General features: G+C 62.3%; 8 protein-coding genes. 4 read left to right on the top strand and 4 right to left on the bottom strand.

The annotated features are described in order from the left end of the window. Positions 1–3 precede the first annotated feature (3 nt). Together GM79_RS26605 and GM79_RS19585 are read left to right on the top strand one after the other, a co-directional pair. A complete protein-coding gene (locus GM79_RS26605; RefSeq protein ID WP_410471190.1) occupies positions 4–243 on the top strand; it encodes a PID-CTERM protein-sorting domain-containing protein in 240 nt (79 codons plus the stop codon). 327 nt (positions 244–570) lie between these two features. Beyond that, positions 571–2247, top strand: a complete 1677-nt coding sequence (locus tag GM79_RS19585) for a S41 family peptidase (protein ID WP_051719094.1) — start codon at positions 571–573, stop codon at positions 2245–2247. Between the two features lie 261 nt (positions 2248–2508). Here GM79_RS19585 and GM79_RS19580 read toward each other — a convergent pair whose 3' ends face one another. The 4 genes from GM79_RS19580 to GM79_RS19565 all read right to left on the bottom strand — a co-directional run bounded on the left by GM79_RS19580 (position 2509) and on the right by GM79_RS19565 (position 16603). Continuing rightward, positions 2509–3219, bottom strand: a complete 711-nt coding sequence (locus tag GM79_RS19580; RefSeq protein WP_035567253.1) for an alpha/beta fold hydrolase — start codon at positions 3217–3219, stop codon at positions 2509–2511. A 245-nt stretch (positions 3220–3464) separates the two neighbouring features. Then, positions 3465–4385 (bottom strand): NAD(P)/FAD-dependent oxidoreductase, encoded by a 921-nt coding sequence (locus GM79_RS19575; protein ID WP_035567252.1) that lies wholly within the window; start codon positions 4383–4385, stop codon positions 3465–3467. A gap of 180 nt (positions 4386–4565) precedes the next feature. Further along, on the bottom strand, positions 4566–13196 hold the full coding sequence (locus tag GM79_RS19570; RefSeq protein WP_152560097.1) for a T9SS type A sorting domain-containing protein: 8631 nt from the start codon (positions 13194–13196) through the stop codon (positions 4566–4568). 629 nt (positions 13197–13825) lie between these two features. After that, a complete protein-coding gene (locus GM79_RS19565) occupies positions 13826–16603 on the bottom strand; it encodes a 4-alpha-glucanotransferase (RefSeq protein WP_035567249.1) in 2778 nt (925 codons plus the stop codon). A 159-nt stretch (positions 16604–16762) separates the two neighbouring features. Between GM79_RS19565 and GM79_RS19560 the strand changes: the two genes are divergently transcribed. Together GM79_RS19560 and GM79_RS19555 are read left to right on the top strand one after the other, a co-directional pair. After that, positions 16763–22006: a translocation/assembly module TamB gene (locus GM79_RS19560; RefSeq protein WP_152560095.1), complete on the top strand. Its 5244-nt coding sequence runs from the start codon at positions 16763–16765 to the stop codon at positions 22004–22006. 77 nt (positions 22007–22083) lie between these two features. Continuing rightward, the gene (locus GM79_RS19555; protein WP_035567247.1) at positions 22084–24498 is read left to right on the top strand and encodes a BamA/TamA family outer membrane protein; all 2415 of its coding nucleotides are present in this window, start codon (positions 22084–22086) and stop codon (positions 24496–24498) included. Positions 24499–24537: the final 39 nt, after the last annotated feature.

Raw genomic sequence — 24537 nt, 5'->3', positions numbered from 1 at the left:
ATTATGAACGAATTTTCAGTTCCACCAGCGTGCTTCCGGCCCCGTGCCGGGGGCACCAACTGGCGCGTGGCAAGACTATTTATAGCTCTCAGCCTGCTGGCCGTTTCAACGGTTGCGGCCCAGCCTGACCAGGGAGGACCGCAGGGGCCAGCCGCCGTTCCGATTGATGCGGGGGTCTCGCTGCTTCTCCTCGGGGGAGTTGGTTATGCGGTGCGGCGGCTGCGACAGGCGCGGCGGCGGTGAATCCGGCAAAAGAACAGTTTCTGTAATTTCACAAGGGTTGACCTCACGCGGGTCAACCCTTTTTTACGTAAAGTCAGCATTTACCTCGTTGGTGCGCAACGCCAGCTAGTGGCTGGCTTCCTACCCGTTGAGTACCATCAGTTTCAGCACTACCCACAAGTGGCACACCCTTCAGAACGCCAATTAATTTACCTTATAAAGGTAAACGATTGCATTGATTGGTGAAATACCAATATTGAGCACTTTTCGAATACTTGCCGACCAAAATTGTAATAAATTTGGTGTCCATCCACCGCAATAGTATTCGCCTACACCTTTACCCACTTCATGTCTGCCCCTTTTTTCGCTGCTCCAGATACTGGCCGGCCGGCTGCTTCGGGGTGGCGGCGCGGCTGGTGGCGGCAGGCTGTAATGTTGCTGCTGGCCACTTCCTGCGGCTTTTTGGTGGCCAACAACCCGTTTCGGCCTTCGGCCAACAACCCCGACGCGACGGCCCGGGGCTATCTCCGCTTTAAGGAGATTCTCAGCTACATCGACCGCGACTATGCCGATTCCGTCGACACCGAGCAGCTGGCCGACTACGCCGTGGTGCAAATGCTGGAAAAGCTCGACCCGCATTCCGTGTACATCCCGGCCCGCGACCGCGAAAAGGCTGATTCCTTCCTGCAAAGCGACTTTGATGGCGTGGGCATCGAGTTCAACCTCTTTCGCGATACCATGACCGTAGTGGCCCCGCTCAGCGGCGGCCCCGCCGAGCAGGCCGGCATCCTGCCCGGCGACCAGGTGCTGAGCGTTGCCAACAAGCGGGTTTCGGGGGCCCGCCTGAGCACCCTGCGCCTTACTGAGCTGCTGCGCGGCCCGCGCGGCAGCAACGTGGTGCTGGAAATCCGGCGCCGGGGCCTCGCCCGCCCGCTCATCCTATCCGTCCCCCGCAGCCGCATTCCCAACTCCTCGGTCGATGCGGCATACCTGGTGGACGAGCAGACCGGCTACATCAAAGTGAGCCGCTTCGCCTCGAACACCTACGACGAATTCAAAACGGCACTGGTTGACCTGCGCCGCCAAGGCCTCACCCGGCTGGTGCTCGATTTGCGCGGCAACCCTGGCGGCTACCTGGACCGCGCCACCCGCCTGGCCGACGAGTTTATCGGCGGCTCCCGCAAGATTGTGTACACCGACGGCAAGGGCGACCAGTACGACTCGCAGACCTACGCCCGCGTGGCCGGCGATTTTGAGGAAGGCGCCCTCGTGGTGCTCGTGGACGAAGGCAGCGCCTCGGCGGCCGAAGTGGTAGCCGGCGCCCTGCAAGACCACGACCGGGCCATTATCGTGGGTCGCCGCACCTTTGGCAAGGGCCTCGTGCAGCAGCCCATGGCCCTGAGCGATGGCGGCGAGCTGCGGCTAACTATTGCCCGGTACTACACCCCCGTCGGCCGCTCCATCCAAAAGCCTTACGGCGCCAATTACGCCGAGTATAGCCAGGAGCTGACCGGCCGCTCGGCCCGCGGCGAGTTGGCTTCGGCCGACAGCATTCATTTCGCCAAAGAGCTGCGCTTCCGCACCGACCACGGCCGCGTGGTGTACGGCGGCGGCGGCATCATGCCCGACGTGTTTGTGGCCCGCGATACGCTCGCCAACTCCGCCTATTTCACCCGGCTGATGAGCCACGGCGTGCCCCGGGCCTTCGCACTGACTTTCTACCAGACGCACAAAGCGGAGCTGGAAGGCCTGCGTTTCGAGCAGTTTCACGCCACCTTCCGCATCACCGACGCGCAGCTGGTGAGCCTGGCAGCCCAAGCCGCGCAGGATGGCGTGACCACCGACGTGGCCGCCATGCGCCGTTGCGCGCCCCTACTGCGCAATCAGCTTAAAGCCTTCATCGCCCGCAGTGCTTTCGGCACGGTAGCGTACTACACGGTGCTGCGCGAGCAGGACGCGGAGCTGCAGCGCGCCCTGCACGCCGTGGGCGACAGCACGGCGCAGCTGGCCCTGCTGGGCAAATAACGGGCACGCGGAAATCCGTTCTGCTCCCAGCCGCCAGCCCCGTAGGCAACAACGTTATATTCTGCAAAAGCCCTGGCTGGAGTCCTCTAATCTCAAGAAAACAGGGCCCCGCAAAAAAGACCGTAGTTCCCAGGATGTCATGCCGAGCGCAGCCGAGGTTTCTCGCGTGCTTCGTTGGGCGGTGCGAGCGAGATGCCTCGGCTGCGCTCGGCATGGCCAGACTGAGTAGGATTACTTGGGCGCGAGCACTTCACATCCCCCCTACTGCAAGGCCAGGTCGGCCACCACGGCTGGCACTTCGAGCGGCAACAGGTGCCCGGTGGCTGATTCTACGTGCAGGCGCGTGTTGGCGGGCAGCCAGGGCAGCGTATGCTGCCGCTGGGTGGCTGCGGTAATGGCACGGTCGTGGGCACCCACCAGCACAGTGCACGGCACTTCTATCCCGGACATAAGGCCCGAAATATCTTCGCGGGAGCCGTGGCTCAGCCAGGCATCCCAGGCAGGGCGGGTCGTGCGCAGGTTGTCGGCTACCACCAACCGGTGCAAGTCCGCAGGCAGGGGTTTTTCGGTAATGTTGCGGAAGGTTTTTTCGGCTGCTACTGGTTGGCCGTAGGCCGCCAGCGCCGCGGCCCGGTCCGCATCGGTAATGGGTTCGGGCGTGGGGGGCGAGGGCGACAGCAGTAGCAGCCGCCGCAGGCCGGCCGGCCGTCGGGCCGCCAGGGCCATGGCTATTTTACCACCCATGCTGTGGCCCAGCAGCGTGAAGCTGGTCAGCTCGTTGTGGGCGATGAAAGCGCCCAGCCAGTCGGCATAGTGCGCCACCGAAAAGTCAAATCCCTTCGGAACGGCCTGGCCTCCGAAGCCTGGCAAATCGGGCGCCAGCAGCCGCGCGGTAGCCGGCAATAGCGCCCGCACAGCTTCGTATTCGCGGCCCGAACCGGCCCAGTAGTGTAACGCGAGGAAAGTAGTCATGCTTTAGGTGGGTTATTTAAGGGAGGACTTATGCACTCAGTTGCTGGCGCGCGTTTCCGACGCGTGGCCTACTGGTTTCGCGTCTCTGACGCGCGGGACCAATGAGACCAGACGGTGCGAACGGCGGCGTTTAGAAACGCCAATCCAGTAGGCAACGCGTCGGAAACGCGCGCCAGCGGCTAACTGCGTGAGTCCTGCAAGGATAAGAGCTAACGGCTAGCAGCTAAAAGCTAATGGCTCATTACTTACCGCGGGCATTCCTCCCGCGTCAGGCTTTCGTTGATGCAAATGGCAGCTTTGTTGCCCGCGGCGGCGGCTAGCAGGGCCTGCTGGGTGCCGGGCGTGGTGTCGCCCGCCGCGTAGAGGCCCCGAATGGACGTTTCCAGCTCCGAGTTGACCCACACCGCGCCTTTACTGGTGTGGCGCGCTTCCAGCATCTCGGCCAAGGCGCTACGCTGGTGCTGGGGCGCATGCAAAAACAGCGCAACACGCGCTAGTCGGCTGCCATCAGCAAATTCGACGTGCTGCAAATCATTCGCTGCCGAGCCCACCAAACGGGAAATCCGCTCTTCCCGAATCTGGATTTTGTGGCGTCGCAGCCGGCGGCGGGCGTTGGGCGTGAGGTGGCCCGCGCCATCGGTGAGCACCACCACGTCGGCGCTCCAGCGGCTCACCAGCAGGGCCAGGCCCGTGACGGTGCGGCCCTGCCCGTACACGGCCAGCGGTTGGCCCCGCACTTCCCAGCCGTGGCAGTACGGACAGTGCAGCACGCCGCGCCCCCACAGCTCCCGAAACCCTGGCAGCGGCGGCAGAATGTCGGCCACGCCGGTAGCCAGCAGTACCCGCCGCGCCCAAATGGTGTGCGGGGCATCGTCGGCAGTTCCCACACCGGTGGCCCGAAACCCCCTCCCCTCCCGCGTAATACGCTTGATTTCCAAGCACTGCACTTCCACCGAATCGTAGGGCCGAAGCTGTTCGTGCCCCAGCCGCAGCAGCTCGGCGGGCCGGATGCCGTCGCGGGTTAAAAAACCGTGCACGCCGGGCGAAGACTCGTTGCGCGGAGGGCCACCATCGGCCAGCAGCACGCGGCGCAGGCAGCGCCCCAGTGTGAGGGCCGCCGAAAGCCCGGCGCTGCCCGCGCCCACAATGAGAACATCGTATTGCATCAAAAAATCAATCGATAAGGATGAGCACTCTTTAACCCGAACTAAGCCGCTGCGGTTACGGCGGCCTGTTGCCGGGGCAATTCAGGGATGCTTGTGACATCCTGATTAGCGCACAAAAAAGCCCTTCCCGGCGAGGGAAGGGCTTTTTGCAGGATACACGCGGCGCATCGGCCGCGGGCCTTACTCCTTAATCAAACGCTTGGTCAGGTTCACAACCTGGCCGCCGTTCTGGCCACGCACCAGCACCGTGTAGGTGCCGCTGGCGATGGTCTTCAGCTCCAGCACGTGGGCCAGGCCCGCGTTGAGGGTGCTGCTGATTACCACGCGGCCGGTGGCGTCGAGGATGCTCACCTGGTAGGTGCCGGCGGGGAGCTGGCTCAGGTCAAGCTTGGTATCGGCGGTAGCCGGGTTCGGGAACAGGCTGATGGCGGGCACAATCGCGGCGTTCTTGGTGAAAGCCACCGTGCGAACCGGCGAGTACGTAGCCGTACCGTCCACATCCACCTGACGCAGGCGGTAGTACACCAGGCCCGAAGCTTTCGAGCCTATACCCGCGTCGGTTAGGGCGTAGGAGGTGGCACTAGACGTAGTGCCCTGGCCTGCTACCTGTCCGAACTTCACGAAGTCCTTGCCATTCAAGCTGCGCTCCACATCGAAGAAGGCGTTGTTCAGCTCCGAAGCGGTGCGCCAGTTCAACTGGGCGTCCACGTTTTTCACAGCCTGGGCCGTGAAGGCAACCAACTCCACTGGCAGGGGCGCGTTGCCCAGCGCAATGTTGAAGGGAACCACGCTGATGCCACCGAACAGGTCCACGGTAGTAATGGTGACCAGGATGTTGCGGCCGTTGATGGGCAGCAGGTTGCGGTCTATCACCGTGAACAGGCCCGTGCCCGAGGTGTAGCGGATGCCCACCGTGGCGAGCAGCGTCGAATCGGCGGCGCTCACTTTGCCGAAGCGGATGCCGTTGTTTACCGTACCGGTAGCAAACGTGCCATCGGCATTGTAGAGGTTGCCGGCGGTGTTGTAAGTGGCCGTGTTCGGGTCGATGCCGTAGGCAACAACGTCACCGTTCTGGTACGGATTGGCACCGCCCTTCATGGGAGTTGCCTTATACGTCACGTCGAGGTCCTGGCCCACCGGGATGGTGTAGATGGCCGGAGCCGACGTGGCGCCGGCATTGTCCAGCACCGTGTAGGTAAAGAAAGCATTGCCAACGAAGCTGTCGGCCGGGTCAAACTTCAGGTTGGCAATGTCGGCCACCTCAATCACCTGGTTCACCAATACGTCGTTGCCGTCCAAGCTCAACACGCCCTGGGCGGCGGGAGGAATGGTCGTGATGGCGTACGAGACGATGGTCGCGTTGCCGTCCGCGTCGGTACCACTCAGCGGGGAGATAGTCTGGGCGCTGGCGGTATTGCCCTCGGGGCCGAACAGCACGTTAGTTACCGCGTTGGCTACGGGCGCAATGTTCCGCTTGAAGGTAGTGAACGTGGCGTCGTCGTTGGTCTGGCCCGCAGCGGTCTGCGTGCGCGTCGTGGTTACGTTGGATGTCACATCGTAGGAAGTACCAAAGGCCGGAACAGTGAAGGTGATGGTGTTGACCCGTTGGCCATCAGCACCCGCAACCAGGGTTCCTAAGTTGTAGCTAACTACGTTTCCGGAACGTGAGCCACCAGGGTTCGAAATATTGGTAGCACCTGCCGGCAGCGTCACCGTCTGTCTTACGCCGGTGGCCGAAGACGGGCCGTTGTTCAGGGCTACCACCGAGTAGGTAACCACCTCACCGGGCTGCGCGAACGCGGGACCGCTCACCGTAGTGGTGATGTCGGTAGCCACCGTGATGTCGATGTTGAGGTTAGCGATATTATTTCCCAAATTCGGGTCAACCTGGTCGCCGGCTACCAAGGCCCGAACTGTCAATGCATCAGCGCCGGGAGTTACCAGCACGATGGTGTTTTCCACTGCCGTATTGCCGGGCAGCGTGGCCAAAGTGGGGAACGTCACCACGCCGGTGAGGGCGTCGTAGGTACCGCCGTTGGTGATGAATTTCACCGTCTGGCCGGCTTCCAGCACCACGCGCTGCACCACGTTGGTGCCAGCAGTGCCGCTTAGGTTGATGGTGCTTACCGTGAGCGTGAGGTCATCACCGGCTACTACCGGGATTGGGGACTGCACCACCGTAGTGCGCAGGTTAACGGAGCCCGCCACAGCTGGCTGCACCGTGGTCAGCACGCTGGCGGAGTTGTTAGCGTAGCTTCTTTCCTCCGTATCGGTTTTGATGGAAGCCACCGCATACAGATTCGTCAGCGAAGCCGGGGCATCGAAGCGAATGGCGTAGCTCACTGCTCCGTCCAAACCGGCTGCTTGGCTGTTAATGTTATTGAATAACACAAGGCCCGTGGTCGTATCATAAGTACCGCCCCCCGTAAGTGTCACATTCAGTCCCGTTGGCAGCTGCACCCGCACCTGCGAATTACTTGCAGTCTCCGGGCCGTTGTTGAAACTGGACACCACGTACTGCACCTGGCCGCCCGCCGTCACCGTCGCGGGGCCACTGATGGCCACCGTCACGTCGGCGATTCCTTCCACTACGGTGATTACGGTAGCGGTATTGTTAGCCGCTACGTTGTCCGTGGTGGTCGAGGTAACCGAGGCTACGTTGGTGAACGTGCCGATGTTGGGCGTGCGGTACTGAATGGTATTGGCCACGCTGGCGCCGTTGAGCAGCACCGCGCTGGCCGGGAAGGTCACGACGCCGGTAGCGGTATTGTACAAACCACCACCCGATACGACCACGCCGGTCAGACCGGCCGGGATGGAAACCACAGTAGCTACGCCGGTTGCCGGGGCGGGACCGTTGTTGGTCGTCGTCACGCTGTAGGTAGCGACCGAACCAGCCGGGGCGTTGTTCGGGCCGGTCAGGCGCACGGCCACGTCGGTTACCGGCGTCACGGTCACGTCGGCCGTGGCAATGTTGTTCGACGGCATGGCATCGGCTGTGGCCGCCGAAACCGTGGCAACCGCCGCGATAACGCCCGTAGCCGGAGCAACGAGGTCGATGGTGTACTGAACACTATTGCTGCTCAGCAGGCTGGCTACCGATGGGAAGGTGACGACGCCAGTTACTGCGTTGTAAGCGGCCGGCAGCACCGTGCCGAGGTTGTTTTTCACCACCACGCCGGTCAGGCCGGCGGGCAGGGTCACAAGCTGGACTACCACTTTAGCCTCACCAGGGCCGTTGTTGCCGGTGGTGACGGTGAACGTCGCGCTGGCACCCGGCAGCACGTTTTCGACCGGGGCCGAAATCAGCGTGTAGAGGTTGGCGTTGGTCGAAGCCGCGGGAGCGGGATTCACTACCATCGTGGTAGCGGGCACCGAATTGTTGGCGAGATTGGAATCGTTCGCGTTGTTGCCATTGGCCGTTACCGTGGCCGTAGCCGTGAAACCAGCTGCCGAAACCGTGGCTGGAGTGAAGCTGATGGTGTTGTCCACGCGGGCCGCATTGGCCAGCGTACCCAGACCGGGGAAGGTCACGGTGCCGGCGGCGGCGTTATAAATACCGCCGTTCGACACGTACACATTCGTCAGGTTGATGGGCAAGCCCGTTACCACCTGCACCACGCTCGGCGCCGCCGAAGGACCGTTGTTAATAGTGGCGATGCTGAACGTGGTTTGCACACCCACCGCCGTAGAGGCGGGGCCGGTGATAAGCGTCGTCACATCAAACGTGGGGGTAATGTTAATCAGCGCGTTGGCCACGTTGTTGGCTTTTTTGCCGCCTTCGCTGGTGGCGGTGCTGATGCTGGCGGTAGCCGTTACGGGGCTGGTAGTGGGCGCCGTGAACATGATAACTGAAGCGACGCTGGCGCCACTTGCCAGCGGGTTGCTGTTGGGATAGGTCACCAGACCAGTTGCAACGTTGTAAGTCCCGCCGCCCGATACCGTCACGCCCAGAAGCCCGGCCGGCAGCTGCACACGCGATACTACGGTGGCCGCATCGGCCGGGCCGTTGTTGCTGAAAGTAACGTTGAACGTCCCCGTTTGCCCGGCCGTAACCGTAGTGGCGGCGGGTGCGATGGTGGCCACGACATCGGCCGTGCTCAATACCGTAACGGTGAGGGTGGCGGAGTTCGGAGCCAAATTATCGCCTTCACTCGTCGTGGTGCTCACGTTGCTCACCAGGTCCACCGAACCGGGCGTAGCCGGCGCCGTGAAGCTAAAATTGAACGTGTTGGTAGCGCCAGCAGCCAGGGTAGCCGCCGTGCCGAAGTCAATCACCCCATTTACCGGCGTGTAAGCCACACCGTTCACGAAGACGTTGGTTGCGCCGGCCGGCAAGGTCACTTGCTGGGTTACGGTAGCGGCGCTGCTCGGGCCGTTGTTGGTGAAAGCCGCCGTGTAAGTGCCCGAAGGCAGACCCGGCACCAAGTTCACCGGGCCGGCTATTGTTGTGGTTACGTCGGCAATCGGCGTCACTGGTACGGTGAGGCTGGCCGTGTTATTGGCCGTTGCTCCGTTCTCCAAGGTCGTGGTGCTGGTCGTTGACGACGCCGTGACGGACGCGAAAGAGGCCGGCACGCTGGCAATGTTCACCGTCAGGTTCTGGTTGGCCCCGCTGGCCAGCGACGTTGGAGTACCCGTAAAGGTCACCGTGCCGTTTGTGTTATTGTACGTAGCCGTAACCCCTGTGGGCAAGTTGGCAAAGGTCACGTTTGCGGCGCCAAGGCCGGCCGTCAGTTGCAGGGTCCGGGTGTAGCCGTCGGCGGCATTTGGTCCGATGTTGGTGTAGATCACGGCAAAGCTCAGAGCCCCGCCGGCGTTCACTGGCGAAGGTGTGGGCGTGATGCTCGTCGCCACGTCGGCAATAAAGGCCACGGTCAGGTTGATGGTAGCGGAGTTTGGCGCTACGTTGCTGCCCTGGTTGGTCGATGTCGAGGTATTGCTGGTCAGCGGCAGGGTGACACCGCTGGCGGTGGGGCTAGTCGGGGTGGTAAAGCTGAAGGTGAAGGTGGCCGTGCCGCCATTCACTTGCGATACCAGCGTTCCGAAGTTGATGACGAGGCCCGTAACCGAACCGCCCTGGGCCGTAATGGCCGCCAGCTGCTCGGTCGACAAAGTGGCCCCGGTGGGCAGGGTCACCGTGCGCGTTACGTTGGCAGCGGCGCCCAGCCCGTTATTAGTATACGTTACCGTGTACAAGCCCGAGGGGCTATTCACCGGTATGATGCTGGGCCCGGTGAGGGTGGTCGTCACATCGGCCACGCAGTTGGCAGAGGCTTGAATCAGGGGCGTTTCGGACACCTGCACGTTGCTGCGGAACGGCGGCGTCGAGGTCGTGCCCACGGTGGAACCATAAGCAATGCTGCCGAAAGTAGAACCATTGCCCCCCCCACTGAAGGAAGATGAGATACTAGTAGCAGAAGAAGTAAAGGCCAGACCGCCCGAGCCACCGCCACCGGGGCCGTGGGGGGACGTATCCCCGGTATTGCTACCGCCTCTGCCGCCCCGCGCCGTGATGGTAATGGCCGATAGGCTGTTGTTAGCGATAAAGAGCACGCTGCCACCAGCGCCCCCGCCACCCGAGCCGTCGTTGGCTGGCACATAGGTCATGTCGGCCCCATCCACGTTGATGGTGCCGGTGTTGGCCGATACCGTAGAGGTCCGAATCATGACAATGCCGCCGCCGGCCGCGCCGCTGCTGGAAAAGCCGCCCAGGGTACCGGTGCCGTCGTTGGTGGTGCCGGCGCCGCCGCCACCGCCCATAATCAGGCGCGAGGGCGCCGACTGCGTGAAGGGAGCGCCGCCCTGGCCACCGTAGGGCAGGTTGGAGTTCCAGCCGTTGCCGCCCTGGCCGCCGGTGCCGGCGTTTGAGCCGCCGCCGCCGCCGGTGTTCTGGTCGTTGGCAGCGGGGTTGGAGTCGGTGCCGCCGCCGCCGGCGTTGCCGGGCGCGCCGCGGGCAAAGCTGCCGGCGGGGTAGCCCTCCACCGTGTTATCAACCTGCGTCCCGTTATCGTTGACGAAGCGCGGCGTACCGGCAATGCCCTCCCCTTTCGAAGCATTTCGCCCTGTAAGAGTCGTGGCATCAGCGGGGGCCGTGGTCACGTAGTCGGTGCCGTTGGCTGTGCCGCTGGGGGCGTTCAGCCTGCGGCCAGCGCCGCCGCGGAAGCCTTTTCCGCTCAGGTTAATGGTAAAACCGGCCATATTGAACTGGCCGGCCACGTCAAGAACGAGAATGCCGCCCGTCGACCCGTTCCAGCGGGGAACGTTGGTGACGTTGGCGGAGAGGGTAAGGTTTTGGTACTGGGTCACCCGCACCACCTGGAAGCGCCGCTGCCCGGCCGTGGTGCCGCCCGCGTTGTTGGCAAACTCGTAGCTATTAACCAGATTGTTCTGGAGGGTAACCGTGCTACCCGAAACCGACGCGACCACCGCGTACTCGTACTGGCCAGCCGTGAGGTTAGAGCTGAGATAACCGTTGCCAGGGTCTCCGGCGTAACCGTCACCGTAGCTATCACCGTTGGTGCTTGTGATATTCGCCCCCTGAACTTGAATCAGCATCACCAAATCATTGGCGGCTAAGGCCGTGGCTCCAGTGGGAGCGGCCGTGCCCACCGTCACTACTTTCTGGCCGGTGGCCGCATTCGCGGTGCCAGGGTAGTAGGTATTGAAGATAGTCGTGCCCGTGGCCGTCAAGGAACCCGCACCGCCAGGATTAGCGCACTGCAGGCTCGGCGTAGTGGTCAGAATAAGCGATGATACCGTAGAGCTGGGTGCCGTGCCGTTGTTATTGGCGGCAATAGGGTCGCCGTTGGCTGTGGTAGATGTGGAAGACACGGTGCCCGTGACGCTGCCGCTGGCAGGCGCCGTAAACCGCACGGTGTAGGTGGCCGAACCGCCCGAAGCCAAAATGCCGCCACTCGGCGCTGTGAACGTAACCAAACCCGACCCGGCATTATAGTTACCGCTGGACACCACCACGCCGCTGAGGTTGGCGGTGAGTTGCAGCTGCGTGGCCACGCCCGTGGCAGTGCTCGGACCGTAGTTCGTGAACAGGGCCGAGTACGTGACGGTCGAACCCGCTAACACGGCCGAAGGTCCGTTTATGGAAGCGGCTACATCGGCCTGCTGCGTGATGGTGGTGGTGACGTTGGCTGCTGTTGCGGTACCATTGTTATTGGCCGCGTTGTTGTCGGCGGTGGTAGCCGTGCTGGAGGCCGTGGCCGTAACGGAGCCGGAGGCAGGCATAAGCACCCGCACCAAATAAGAAACACTGCCGCCGCTGGCAATGTCTACGGCCGGAAACGTTACTTGGCCGTTCGTGCTCGTGTACACGCCATCGTTAGAGGCGCTAACCCCTGACTGACCAACCGGCAGCTGAACCCGCAGCACCGCCCCCGCAGCCGCGATGCTGCTTCCGTTGGTGGCCGTAATGATATAGGATGCAAAACTGCCCGCCGGGGCCGTAGTGGGGCCGCTAAGGGTGGTTGCCACATCGGCCGCCGCCGTCAGGGCAGTCGTCACCGTGGCCGAGTTGGGCGCTGTTCCCGTTCCCTGCGAGGTGGTCGTCGCGATGCTGCTGACCGTGCTAATGCTTGCGCCCGTGGCCGGGGTCACGTACGAGAAGGTGAACGAGTCGCTCTGGCCGCTGGTCATCGTGCCGCCGCTGGGCGCGTAGGTGATGGTGGTAGCCGTTGTTGCCGTGCTGCTTGGGGCCGAGACGCCGCTAACGTTAGCGGGCAGCGTCACGGTGCGCGTCACGCCGGCCGCCGTACTAGGACCGTTGTTGGTGAACGTTACCGTGAACGTGCTGGTCTGGGAATTGGTACGCGTGGTGGGGCCGCTGAGCGTGGTGGTTACATCAGCTATCGGCGTAATGGCCTGTGTCAGGCTGGCCGTGGCCGACTGGCCGGGGTTGGTGGCGTTGGTGGCCGAGACGGTGGCCACCGGCGTAAACGAGGCTGGCGCGCCGGGCGCGGTGAAGGAAATAGTAAAGTTGAGGCTGTTGCCGCCTTGGGCCAGGCTGTAGGGCCCGCCCGTGAACGACACCGTGCCGGCGCTATAGGTAGCATTAGCGGCGCCCGCGCCACCAAACGTGACCCCAGTCAGGCCGGTGGGCAGGCCGGTTACGGTGCGCACCACGGACGTGGCCGTCGTTGTGCCCGAGCCCGTGTTGCTGATGTTTACCGTCAGCGTCAGGGCGCTGCCGGCGTTCACCGGGTTGGCCGACGAGGTTAGGGAAATGCCCAGAAACGGGCTGGCCTGCGTCACGGTCACCTCAGCCGAGCCACTTGTATCGGTGTTGGCTGCCGGAGTGGTGGTGTTGGTGGCCCGCGCGAAGGCCGTGGCCACGAACGTCGCTTGGCCGGCCCCGATGGTGAAGGTGATGGCGTAGGTGTAAGTACCCTCGGCTAAGTTGTTGGTGCCCGTAAAGGCAAACGCCCCGGTGCCGGAATCATACGTGTATGCCGTACCCATGCTGGCCGACGTGACGCTGGTAATGGTCAGGCCCGCAGGCAAGGTCAGACGACGGGCCAGCCCCGTTATATTCGTGTTATTATCCCCACCGTTGGCGCTATGCACAACCGTGCCGGTGAGCGTGACGCTGCCGCCCGGCCCGATGCTGGTGGGGTTAGCGGCCAGGCTCGTGGTCAGGGTGCGGGCCGCAAACGCCTGGCCACTGGCCAGCAGCCACAACGTGAGCAGCAGCAGCAGCGGCCGCTTGCCCAGCACCCCGGCTATCCGGCCAAGCAAGGGAACCGGCACGCAGAATGGCGCGTGGGCCCTGGGCACATTCGGTAAGGTTGAATTCATGAGAAGTAACGATTAAGCAAAAAAGTTGAGTTAGTTGTAGTTAAGGCAGATTTTCAGCGAGGCTTCTTACAACAGGCAAAAGGGCAGTGCTGAATCCGTAAAAAAGTGACAAAAAGGGGTGTTTGTAGAAGTAGAGAAAGAGTTTATAAAAATCATCTTATTCTTTCATTCAGTTTCAGCCTTCAAAGGTACTTTCGTTTTGCTTATAGTGCAATTCGATTTTCGGTGAATAGCTTTTACAACCACGCGAAAGGGACCGTACGGCAAGGCAATGGAGATGCCCAACTGGGTAGAATATCGAAAACGACCGATGGCAAGCGCTCCAAAAGCGTCTTCTATGTTTTTAAATGTCTTTATTATTTTTTAATTTCTTACATTAAAAAAAGCGGGCGTCCCATTTGGGATAGAGATTGATGGACTTATACTCGTCACGAAGTGGAATGCGAAAAAGAGGTAGGGTACGCCCCCCGCGCTTGCCGGTAGCTGGTGAAATTCGCGCCTGGCAGAGCCATGCCAGTACGCGGGCGCTGCCCCCAAACAAAAAGGCTGCCCATGAGGGCAGCCTTTTTGTTTGGGCTAAACGGAGTCACTTGCCTGACCCGGCTTATTGAAACCTGTGGCTTCGCACTTTATGAGTCGCGGCCGCTGGCTTTCACCAGGGCCCGCAGTGGCTCGTTGAAGCCCACGGCTTCCACCAACTCTTCAAGGGGCAGGTGCAGGCGGTACTTCCAGAAATGGGTGGGGTTGCTGGGCACGTTGATTTGCTCGTCGTGCGGATTGGCGCGGCGCAGGCCACTGTCCATAGCCAACAAATCCTGGAGCGGGAAAATGGCCCACATGGCGGGTGAATGCAGGTGCTGCACCAGGATTTCGCGCGCTACCCACGGCTCGCAGTAGAACGGTGCCACTTCGCGCCAGTGGCCCAGAATGGTTTCGAAGAAGCGCTGGGTACGCACCCGGTCTTCTTCCCACCAGCCGCGCACGGTGCTGGTGTCGTGGCTGCTAGGCGTCACCACGCTCAGGTAGGCAGCATCGTTGGGATGGCTGAACTCGGTTTCGGGGTTGGCGGGCATGCGCTGCACGTTCAGGCCCAGAATGCCCAGCTCCTTCATCACGCCGGGCACCGAGGCGGGCACCATGCCCAGGTCCTCGCCGCAGATGAGCATGTTGGTGGCATAGCGCACGGGCGGCAGCTTCACCAGGCCCTGCTGACGCCAGAATTCCTCGTGGCGGCGGAAGAAAAAGTCCACGTAAATGTCGTCGTAGAGACGGCGACGGTCATCGTCGGAGTACAACTCCCGGAATGAGTAGCTCTTATTTAGGGTAATGCGCGGGTGGTAGAAATCGTCGCCGGCAGGCACGAACAGCACCTCGTTCACGAGCTGGAACAGGCCTTTTTGCAGCCAGGCGAAATAGTCGGCGTGCGCGGGTTCGGCGGCCACTTTGGCGGCAATGCAGGCCTCAATTTTGCGCTGGTCGTCCACCGCCGCTTTGAGGTGAATGCGGCCGTAGCTGGCATCGTACAGATACTCATTGAACACGGCCTCTGCCTCGCCCTGAAAGATAGCCTGGAGCATATGCCAGCGGATGTAAGGCTCGCAGAGGCGGCTGTAATCAAACCAGCCCAGGCGGCGCTCAATCTCGTGCCGGTGCAGGGGCAGCGCGGGCGAAAAGTGCCCCAGCAAGCCTTCCACCGACTCGATGGGCATTTCCCAGATGCGGAAAAAGCCCAGAATATGGTCGATGCGCAGGGTGTCGAAGTAGCGGCTGAGGTGACCCATGCGCTGCTTCCACCACTTGTAGTCGTCCGCGGCCATGCGCTCCCAGTTGTAGGTGGGGAAGCGCCAGTTCTGGCCGGTGGTGGAGAAATCATCGGGTGGGGCGCCGGCCTGGCGGTCCATGTGGTAGAGCTCGGGCTGGGTCCAGGCATCTACGGAGTGGCGGTAGATGCCGATGGGCAGGTCGCCTTTCAGCACCACGCCGCGGCCGCGGGCGTAGTCCACGGCGGCGAGCAGCTGCTGGTCGAGGTGGAACTGCACGAAGAAGAACAGGCCGAATTCATCGTAGTCGGCGGCGGTTTCGGCAGTCAGCTCATCCAGGTTGGGCGGGGTCCGGAACTCAGCGGGCCACTGCTGGAAATCGGCCGTGCCAAACCGGTCGCGCAGGGCCGAAAAAGCAGCGTAGGGCACCAGCCATTCGGCCTGGCTGGCGTAGAATTCGCGGTACGCGGCGTCGGCCAGGAAAGCTTTTTTCTCCTGCTGATAGAGCAGCTTCAGAAACTTCCACTTGGCGTTCATCACCGGCTCGTAGTCCACAAAGTCCCGGGCGTTCAGCTCCTGCTTGAGTTGGGCCAGCTCCTTAGCGGCTTTCTTATCTTTGAGCGCGGCAATGCCTTCGAGGTGGATAAACTGCGGGTGCAGGGCAAACACCGAAATGGCCGCGTACGGGTACGAATCGACCCAGGTGTGGGTGGCCGTAGTGTCGTTGATGGGCAGAATCTGCACCAGTTTCAGGCCGGTTTGCACGGCCCAGTCGGTCAGCAGCTTCAGGTCGGAGAATTCCCCTACCCCGAGGCCCTGCTCACTGCGCATGGCAAAGACGGGCAGGGCCACGCCGGCGCCGCGCCAGGCATCGGGGTACCGGTAGGCTTCGTCGTTGAAAACGCGGGCGGCCGTTTGGTCGGTGGTGGCGGGCACCCGGCGGTTTTCGCCGCCTTCCATCGCCAGGGCGTGGCCGGCCCGCGCATCCCAAATGGCATATTTATAGAAGCCTTCCACCTCTGGCTTGGCCAGCCGCACGGCCGCTGCCCAGGTGGGGTACTCGCCATCGGCCAGCACGAGGGCTTTGGTGTTATCCCAGGCGCCCAGCGCCGGGTCGGAGCCGAGGATGCAGAGCTGCTGCTGAGGCTCGACGCGCGGCGCCAGGAGCCGGAAAAGCGTTTCGCCGGCGGCGGGCGCCTTTGCGGAGCTGGCGGAACCGGCAGGAGTTGATTTCGCTTTTTTACCCTTGGCGGCCGGGGCGGCAGGTGCCAATGATACACGCCGAAACAGCGCCTTGGTGAACGCGGCGGTCAGCAGCTCGTTTTCGGGTTGGGCGGGCGCGCGCCAGTAATCGGCCAGGTGCAGGCGCGGGGCCTGGGCGGCGTGGTAGGCCACCGCGCGGTTGGGGCCAAACTCCCAGTGCTCGCCACCGGTGTTGGCATCAAGCAACACGTACTTGTAGGTAAGCGACTGCTCGCCGGTCGCGTCGGCCACGGTCAGCTCGTATTGCCAGCAGCCGGTGGCTTCGTCGTAGTGCATAGGGGCCGCGGTGGCCAGCTGCCAGCTGCCGAGGGCGGGGTGTGAGCCGCACACGGCTAACCGCTGCCCGAGCACGGTACGGTAGGGCAAGGAAAAACGTATTATCATGCAATCGGTGGGTTTGGGGGTGCAAGATAAGGCCAGTGCCTTACAGCCCGCATCAGGCATTTTTATATAATCCTGGATACGAAGGATTGCCAACCCCGGCCGGACATTTTGCGTTTGGGGTACGCGCCCTGTTATGTTTGCTGCTTACCCCCTTCTGCTTTGTCCACTTTTCTGCGTCGTGCCCTTTACGGTTTTCTGGGGCTTTTAGCTCTGGTTCTGCTTCTACTTATTGGAGTAGTGGTGTTCCTTCAGTTTCCTTCCGGGCAGGATTTTGTGGCTCGCCGGGCTGAAGGCTACCTGCGCGACAAGCTAAAAACGGACGTTCGCATCGGGAAATTTCGCACCGACTTCCGCCACGCCATCAACTTCGACGATGTGTACCTGGCCGACCAGCAGCGCGACACGCTGGTATCGGTGGGGCACCTGGGGGTGGACCTGGATATCTGGGCCCTGCTGCGTTCCGAAGTCAATATTTCGAATGTGGAGCTGAACGACGGCCGCGTGCGCCTGACCCGCACCGAGCCCGATTCGGTGAACAACTATGACTTCATCGTTGATGCCTTCACCGACCCCACCGCGCCGGTCGACACAACGGCCTCGGCTCTGAAGTACGACATCGGCAAGGCCCGGCTCACCAACGTTTATTTTACCCAGCTCGATGAGATAACCGGTTCCGACATCCGGGCCCGGATTGGCGAATTCACGGCCAACATGGACGAGGTGGATGTGGATAACTCCATCTATAAAGTGGATAACGCCACGCTGCGCCGTGCGGCCATCAGCATCGTGCAAACCAAAACGGCCCCGGAAGTGGACGACCCCGCCCCCACCGAGCCGATTTCAGTACAGTTCGGCCTGAACCGTGCCACGCTCGACAGCGTGGGCTTTGTGTACAAGAACGCGCCGTCGGGCCAGTACATCAGCACCAATATTGGCTTGGCCGACATTACGGCCGACAACATCGACCTGCAAAAAGAAGTGGTGGCGCTGAATAAGCTCACGCTCAAAAACACCACTTTCGCCTACGCCCAGAACCAGGACGTGCCGGTAGAAGAGCGGGTGGTGAACCCCGCCGAAGTGGTGCGCAAGCTGGACGAGGCCGCCGACCAGAATAAGGCTGCCACCGGCGAGCGCATGGCCTGGAAGGTGACGTTGAACGAGTCCGACATCAGCGGGCTGGCGGTGAAATTCGACAACTTCAATGAGCCCGCGCAGAAGACCCGCCTACCGGCGATGGACTACAACCACCTTGCTTTCACGGACCTCGTGCTGAACACGCGCGACCTTAGCTACACCGAAAACCGCACCACGGCCAAGGTAGATAACCTGGCCGGCAACGAAAAGAGCGGCTTCAAAATCACGTCGTGGCGCGCCAACGTGGTGTACGACTCGGTGCAGATTCGCCTCGACAGCCTCGACCTGATTACACCGCACACCCGCATTCGGCGCAAACTGGCCATTGGCTACGAAAGCCTGGCGGCCCTGAGCAACACCAAAAAGCTGGGCCAGCTTAAGATTGAGGGTGATTTGCGCGACGTGCGCCTGGGTTTCCGCGACATACTGTATCTGGCGCCGGACCTGGCCGGCACGCCGCCCTTCAACACCGGCCCCAACCAGAGCGTGCTGGTGAACGGACAGATTGCGGGCCGCGTGGGCGACCTATCCATTCGCAACTTCGAGTTTGTGGGCCTGCGCAATACCGTGCTGAAGGCGCCCCGCATCCGCATCCTGGGCCTGCCGGAAGTGGACGGGCGGCTGTACGTAGACGCCGACTTGCGGCAGTTCAGCTCGTCGCGGGCCGACATTCTCAGCCTAGCGCCCAAGGGCAGCATTCCCGACAACATCAGCATCCCGCCCACGTTCGCCGTCAGCGGCACGTTCAAGGGCTACCCCACCACGCTGCAGTTCAACACCAACCTGCAGGCCCGTACCAGCTACGGCGACCTGGCCTTTAGCGGCAACATCGGCAAGGCCCAGGCCAATGGCCGGCAGCCGCTGGTGGGCACCTTTGCGGTGAAAGGGTTCGACTTTGGCAAGCTGCTCAAGGACCCCACCATTGGGCGCGTCACGGCCACGGGCCGCATCAACGCCACTGGCAATTTGCAGGACCCCGCCACCTTGGTGGGCCAGGTGAACGCCACCGTGCAGAGCGCCCGCTACAACGGCTACACCTACAAGGGCGTGAAGGCTACTGTGGACCTCGACCGCAACCGCTACGTCATCAACGCCAGCAGCAAGGATGACCCCAACCTCGACCTGGACCTGACCGCCGTGGTGAACCTGCGCGACGCCAACAACCCCACCTACGAGGTAACCAAGCTGAATCTGCGCGGGGCCAACCTCACGGCGCTGGGCTTTTATACCGGCGGCGACCTGCGCGTGCAGGGCGACCTGGTGGCCAACCTGCGCGGCTCCGATTTGAACACCATCAACGGCACGTTCAGCGGGACCAAAATTGTGATTGTGCGCGACAATCAGCGGTTTCCGCTTGATTCGCTCAACGGCCGCATCGTGCAGAATGCCAACCGCACGCTGGCCGTCATCACCTCCGACATTGCCAATGTGCTCATTGACGGCAACGTGCGCCTCGGGAACCTGGCCACCGAATTGCAGCAGCACATCGACCGCTATTTCGACCTGCCCGGCGTGCGCTACGTGGCCAGTGCCGCCGACCGCCGCTTCACCTACTCGCTCCAGCTGAAAGACCCCAAGCTGGCTACCAAGCTGGTGCCCGATTTGAAGGAGATTTCGCCCTTCACACTCAGCGGCGACTACTCGCGGCAGGCCGCCCGCCTCACGGCCAACACCAGCATTCCCGTCATTCGCTACGCCAACTACCGGATAGACTCGTTGAAGCTGGCCGTTGATTCGGACCCTGCCAAGCTGGACTATGGCCTGCGGCTGGCGCAGGCCGCCCAGGACACAACGCTCAAGCTGCGCCGGCCCAGCATCATCGGCAACGTGGCCGACAACAAGGTATTTACCCGCGTGGCCATCCTCGGCGACTCGGCCAGCCGCGAGCGACTGGCGGTGGCCGGCACTCTGCAGGAGCTGACCCCGCCCGGCCGCAACGGCGACGTGGTGTACCAGTTTTCGGCCGCGCCGGAGCAGGTAATCAACTATGAAAACTGGACCGCCGGCATCAACAACTACGTGCGCTACTACCCCACCGGCGCGGTGGTGGCCGACGGCCTCAACCTGACCAACGGCCGCAGCTCGCTGGCCGTGCAAAGCCAGAACCCGGCCGTGGCCACCTCCCCACTCGGCGTCACGTTCACCAATTTCGACCTGGCTGAGTTGGCCAAGGCCGTGCAGCAGTCCGACTCCCTGCTGGCCGGCACGCTCAACGGCACGGCCGAGTTGCGCAACCTCGGCAAGGAGAACCTGGCTTTCACCGCCGATGCCACCATTAAGGGCCTGACCTTCCAGAAGGCCATCATCGGCGACATTGCCGTGAATGCCACCAACCCAACGCCCAACCGCTATGACATCGACGCCCGCCTAACCGGCGGCGAGAGCGGCTCCATTGGCGGCGAAGGCAACGACGTGCGCGTGACCGGCTACTACCAGGCTGACAGCAACGCCCCCCTGAACCTAACCGTAGACGCCCAGCGCCTGCAACTCCGTCTGGCCCAGGCGTTTTCGCTCGGGCAGCTGGAGCGGGCGGCGGGCTACGCGCGCGGGCAGCTCACGGTGCGGGGCGCCCCCGCAGCGCCGGTGGTACGCGGCGTGCTCACCACCTCGCCCGATGCCGCGTTTGCCGTGACCCAGTTGGGCGCGCTCTACCGCCTGCCCGGCCAGGAGTTGACGTTTGATGAGCAAGGCATCAAGTTTGAGAACTTCACGGTGCGCGACTCGGCCGACAACAAGGCCGTGGCCAATGGCTACCTGCTGACCAAGGACTTTATCAACTACGCCTTTGACCTCACGGCTACTACCGACAATTTCACGGCCGTGAACAGTACCCGCAAAAACAACCCGCTGTTCTATGGCAAGCTGATAGTGGACTCCCGCACCCGCCTGACCGGCCCGTTGGAGCTGCTCAAAATCGACACCAACGTGACGGTGGTGGATGGCTCCAACCTTACCATCGAGTCGCCGGGCACGGAGGCCAACAAGGTGGATTCGGAAGGCATTGTGGAGTGGATTGACAAGAGCGCGCCCGTGGATACCATGCTGCAGCGCCAACTGGCGTTGGACACGGTGAAAACCGCCTCCGGCTACGACATCACGGCCGTGGTGACGGTGACCGACGAGACGCCCGTTACCATTATTATCGACCCCATCAGCGGCGACAACCTGGAGGTGCGCGCCAACGGCACGCTCAACACCAACATCGACCCCACGGGCACCATCACGCTCAGTGGCCGGCTGGAGGTGGCCAGCGGCGCCTACCATCTCTCGCTCTACGACCTGGCTTCGCGCGATTTCAGCATCCGGCCCGGCTCCAGCCTGACGTGGAGCGGCGACCCTTACAATGCCGAGCTCGACGTGACCGCCGTGTATAAGGTGGAAGCCGCGCCCGCCGACCTACTGGCCGGCCAGGGCCTTGACAACGCCGTGGCCAACACAACGGCCCGCAATACCCTCCCCTTCGACGTGGAGTTGAAGGTGACCGAACAGCTCAGCCAGCCCCTCATTGGCTTCGATATTACCCTGCCCGAAAACCAGCGCGGCGCGCTCAGTGGGCAAGTGGATGCCAAGCTGGCCCAGCTGCGCCAGCCCAACCAGACATCGGAGCAGAGCAAGCAGGTGTTTTCGCTGCTGATTCTGGGCCGCTTCCTGCAGCAGAACCCGTTTGAGAGCAGCGCCAGCGAAAGCTTCGTGGCCTCGCAGCTGCGCGGCTCGGCCAGCGCCGTGCTCACCGACCAGCTCAACAACCTGACCGGCAAATACCTCTCCGGCCTGGGCCTCGACCTGGGCGTGACCAACCAGGCCGACTACAGCAGCGGTACCGCCAAAAGCCGCACCGACCTGAACGTGGCCGTGAAGCGCCAGTTCCTCAACAATCGCCTTTCCGTGCGCCTCGGCACCGACATTCCCTTGGGTGGTGCGGGCTCGCAGGCCACGCAGGGTAGCAGCTCGGCTAGCAATTTCGCCGGCGACATCAGCATCGAGTACAGCATTCTGCGCGACGGCCGCCTGCGCCTGCGCGCCTTCCGCCAGAACGCCTACGAGGACATCGATGGTCAGCTCATCAAAACGGGCGCGGCCCTGGTGTTCCAGCGCGAATATGACAACCTGAAAGAGCTGTTTGCCAAGCTGCCACCCGAAATAAAGGAGCAGCGGAAAGAGCAGCGCAAGGAGGAAAAGGCGGATAAGAAGGCCTTGCAGGATTCCCTGCAAAGCCAGCCCGCCGCCCGCGTCGACAGCACCAAAACCACCAGCAGCAACAAGAAATGAGAAAGCTGCTTCCCTTTCATTCCCCGCCGTTCCAGCGCCGCCAGATTCGGGCTGGCCGGCATCCTAATTCTGCAGTTTTGAGTTCATTCACCCGCTTACCCAAGTATCTACTTACCGCCGCCCCCGCCTGCCGCACCCTGCTGCTGGTGCCGGTATTACTGTTGCTGGCCTCGTGCTCGGGCCTGAAATTTGTGCCCGAAGGCGAGCGACTTTACACCGGTAGCACGGTGACCATCAAGCCGCCGGCTGATGAGAAAACGGTGAACAACCAGGCCGCCCTGCAAACCGAGCTGGAGTCGGTGGTGGGGCCCAAGCCCAACAACTCCCTGCTGGGGCTGCGGCCCAAGCTGTACTTCTGGAACATGGGCGTGGGCAAGAAGAAAGGCCTGGGCAAGTTCTTCGCCGACAAGTTTGGGGAGCCGCCCGTGTACTTGTCGCAGGCCAAGCCCGCCACCGTGCGCGACCTGATGGTGAACCGCCTGAACAACAACGGCTTTTTCAATGGCAAAGCCTCTTTTGAAGTAAAGAAGGAGGAGAAAACAGCCAGCATCGATTACACCGCGCTGCCCGGCCAGGTGTACCGCTACACGCAGGTCAACTTCCCGCAGGGCGACACGCTGGTGCGGGCGGCCATCCGCAACACCCAGGCCGAAAGCCTGGTGAAAGTGGGCGACGCCTACAACCTGGCCACGCTCACCAACGAGCGGGTGCGTATTGACGCCGCCCTCAAGGAGCAGGGCTACTACTATTTCGCGCCCGACTACCTGGTATTCAAGGTCGACAGCACCCTCGACCACAAGGCCACCGTGGACGTGCGCCTCAAAAACAGCGCCCCGCCCAAGGCCCTGCGCCCCTACTGGCTCGATGAGGTGAAGCTGAACACGAGCTACGTGCTGACCGACACCACCATGCGCAACCCCATGATGTTCCGGGGCTACCAATATTTTCCGGATGAGGAGATGTTCAAAGCTAAGGCCATTACCCGCGCCACGTTTCTGTACCCCGACAGCGTTTACCGCCGCCATCGCCGCGACCAAACCCTGAGCCGCCTCATGAGCCTGGGCACGTTTCGCTTCGTAGAAATCCGCTTCAAGCCCGCCGCGGCCGGCGACACCACCGTGGCCGTGCCGGCCAATGCCGCGCCCGGCAGCAACCGCTCGGTGGGCCTGCGCCAGCGCCTCGACGCCGAGGTGCTGATGACCCAGCTCAAAAAGAAAAGCCTGCGGGCCGAAGTCCAGCTCACCACCAAAACCAACGGCTTCACCGGCCCGGCCCTCAAGGTCACGTTCCGCAACCGCTCGGCGTTTCGCGGGGCCGAGCAGCTGCTCATCAACGGCATTGCCTCGACCGAAACCCAGACCGGCGGCGGCAACGGCGCCCTGGGCCTCACCAGCTTCGAGTACGGCGTCAATGCTCAGCTGCTCATTCCGCGCTTGGTAACGCCCAACCTGCCGCTGCTCGACGTGAACCTGCCCAATTCCGACTTCCAGCCCCGCACCAAGATTGAAGTGGGCGTGCGGGCTGTGACGCGCGCCAACTACTTTTCGCAGAACTTCTTCAACGTCAATTACGGCTACACCTGGAAAACCAAGATTACCAACGAGCAGGAAATCAAGCCTATCGACATTACTTACGTCCAGTTTAGCCCAACTGATATATTCACCGACATTCTGAATACGCCTGAGCGCAGCTTTCTAAAAAGCGCGTTTCAGCAGCAGTTCGTGCTGGCCAGCTCCTACCGTTATACCTACAACCAACAGTCGCTGGAGCAGCGCCGCCAGCAAATTTATTTCAGTGGCCAGATTGAGGGCAGCGGCAACCTGGCCCAGGCCCTGGCCACGTCCATCGGCACGCCCAAAGGGCCGTCGGGCGGCAATACCCTGCTGGGCCAGGAGTACAGCCAGTACCTAAAGCTCGATTTGGAGGTGCGCGAATACTACCGCATCAGTGCTGACCCGGCCTCGGGCAACCGCGTTGTGGCGCGCCTGCTGGCCGGCATCGGCAACCCCTACGGCAACTCGCGGGTGCTGCCCTACCCCAAGCAGTACGGCATTGGCGGCCCCAATAGCGTGCGGGCTTTCGCGCCCCGCGGCATCGGCCCCGGCATCTACCAGCCCAAAACACTCGACCAAAGCAGCAACCAGTTCTACGACCAGGTGGGCGACATTCGCCTGGAAGGCAACATTGAGTACCGCCAGGACCTGTTTCCTTACGTGAAAGGCGCCCTATTTATGGACGCCGGCAACATCTGGCTGGTCAACCCCGACCCCGGCCGCGACGGCGCTCAATTCAAAGCTAGCTCCTTCCTCGACCAACTTGCCGTAGGATACGGCGCTGGCATCCGTATCGACGTGCAGTTCTTCGTCATCCGCTTCGACTATGCGCTTCCCTTGCGCGCCCCCTACGGCACGCCTACCAGGCTTAATAAGCAGGGTGAGCTTGTTCCCGACAAAGCCGGCCGCCTTAACCTGGCCATCGGCTACCCATTCTAAGTGGTGGAATAGTGAGTTTTTTCATCATCTGCACTCACC

This window comes from Hymenobacter sp. IS2118 (assembly GCF_000715495.1).
Lineage (GTDB): Bacteria > Bacteroidota > Bacteroidia > Cytophagales > Hymenobacteraceae > Hymenobacter.
This window is presented reverse-complemented; position numbering and strand designations above follow the sequence as displayed.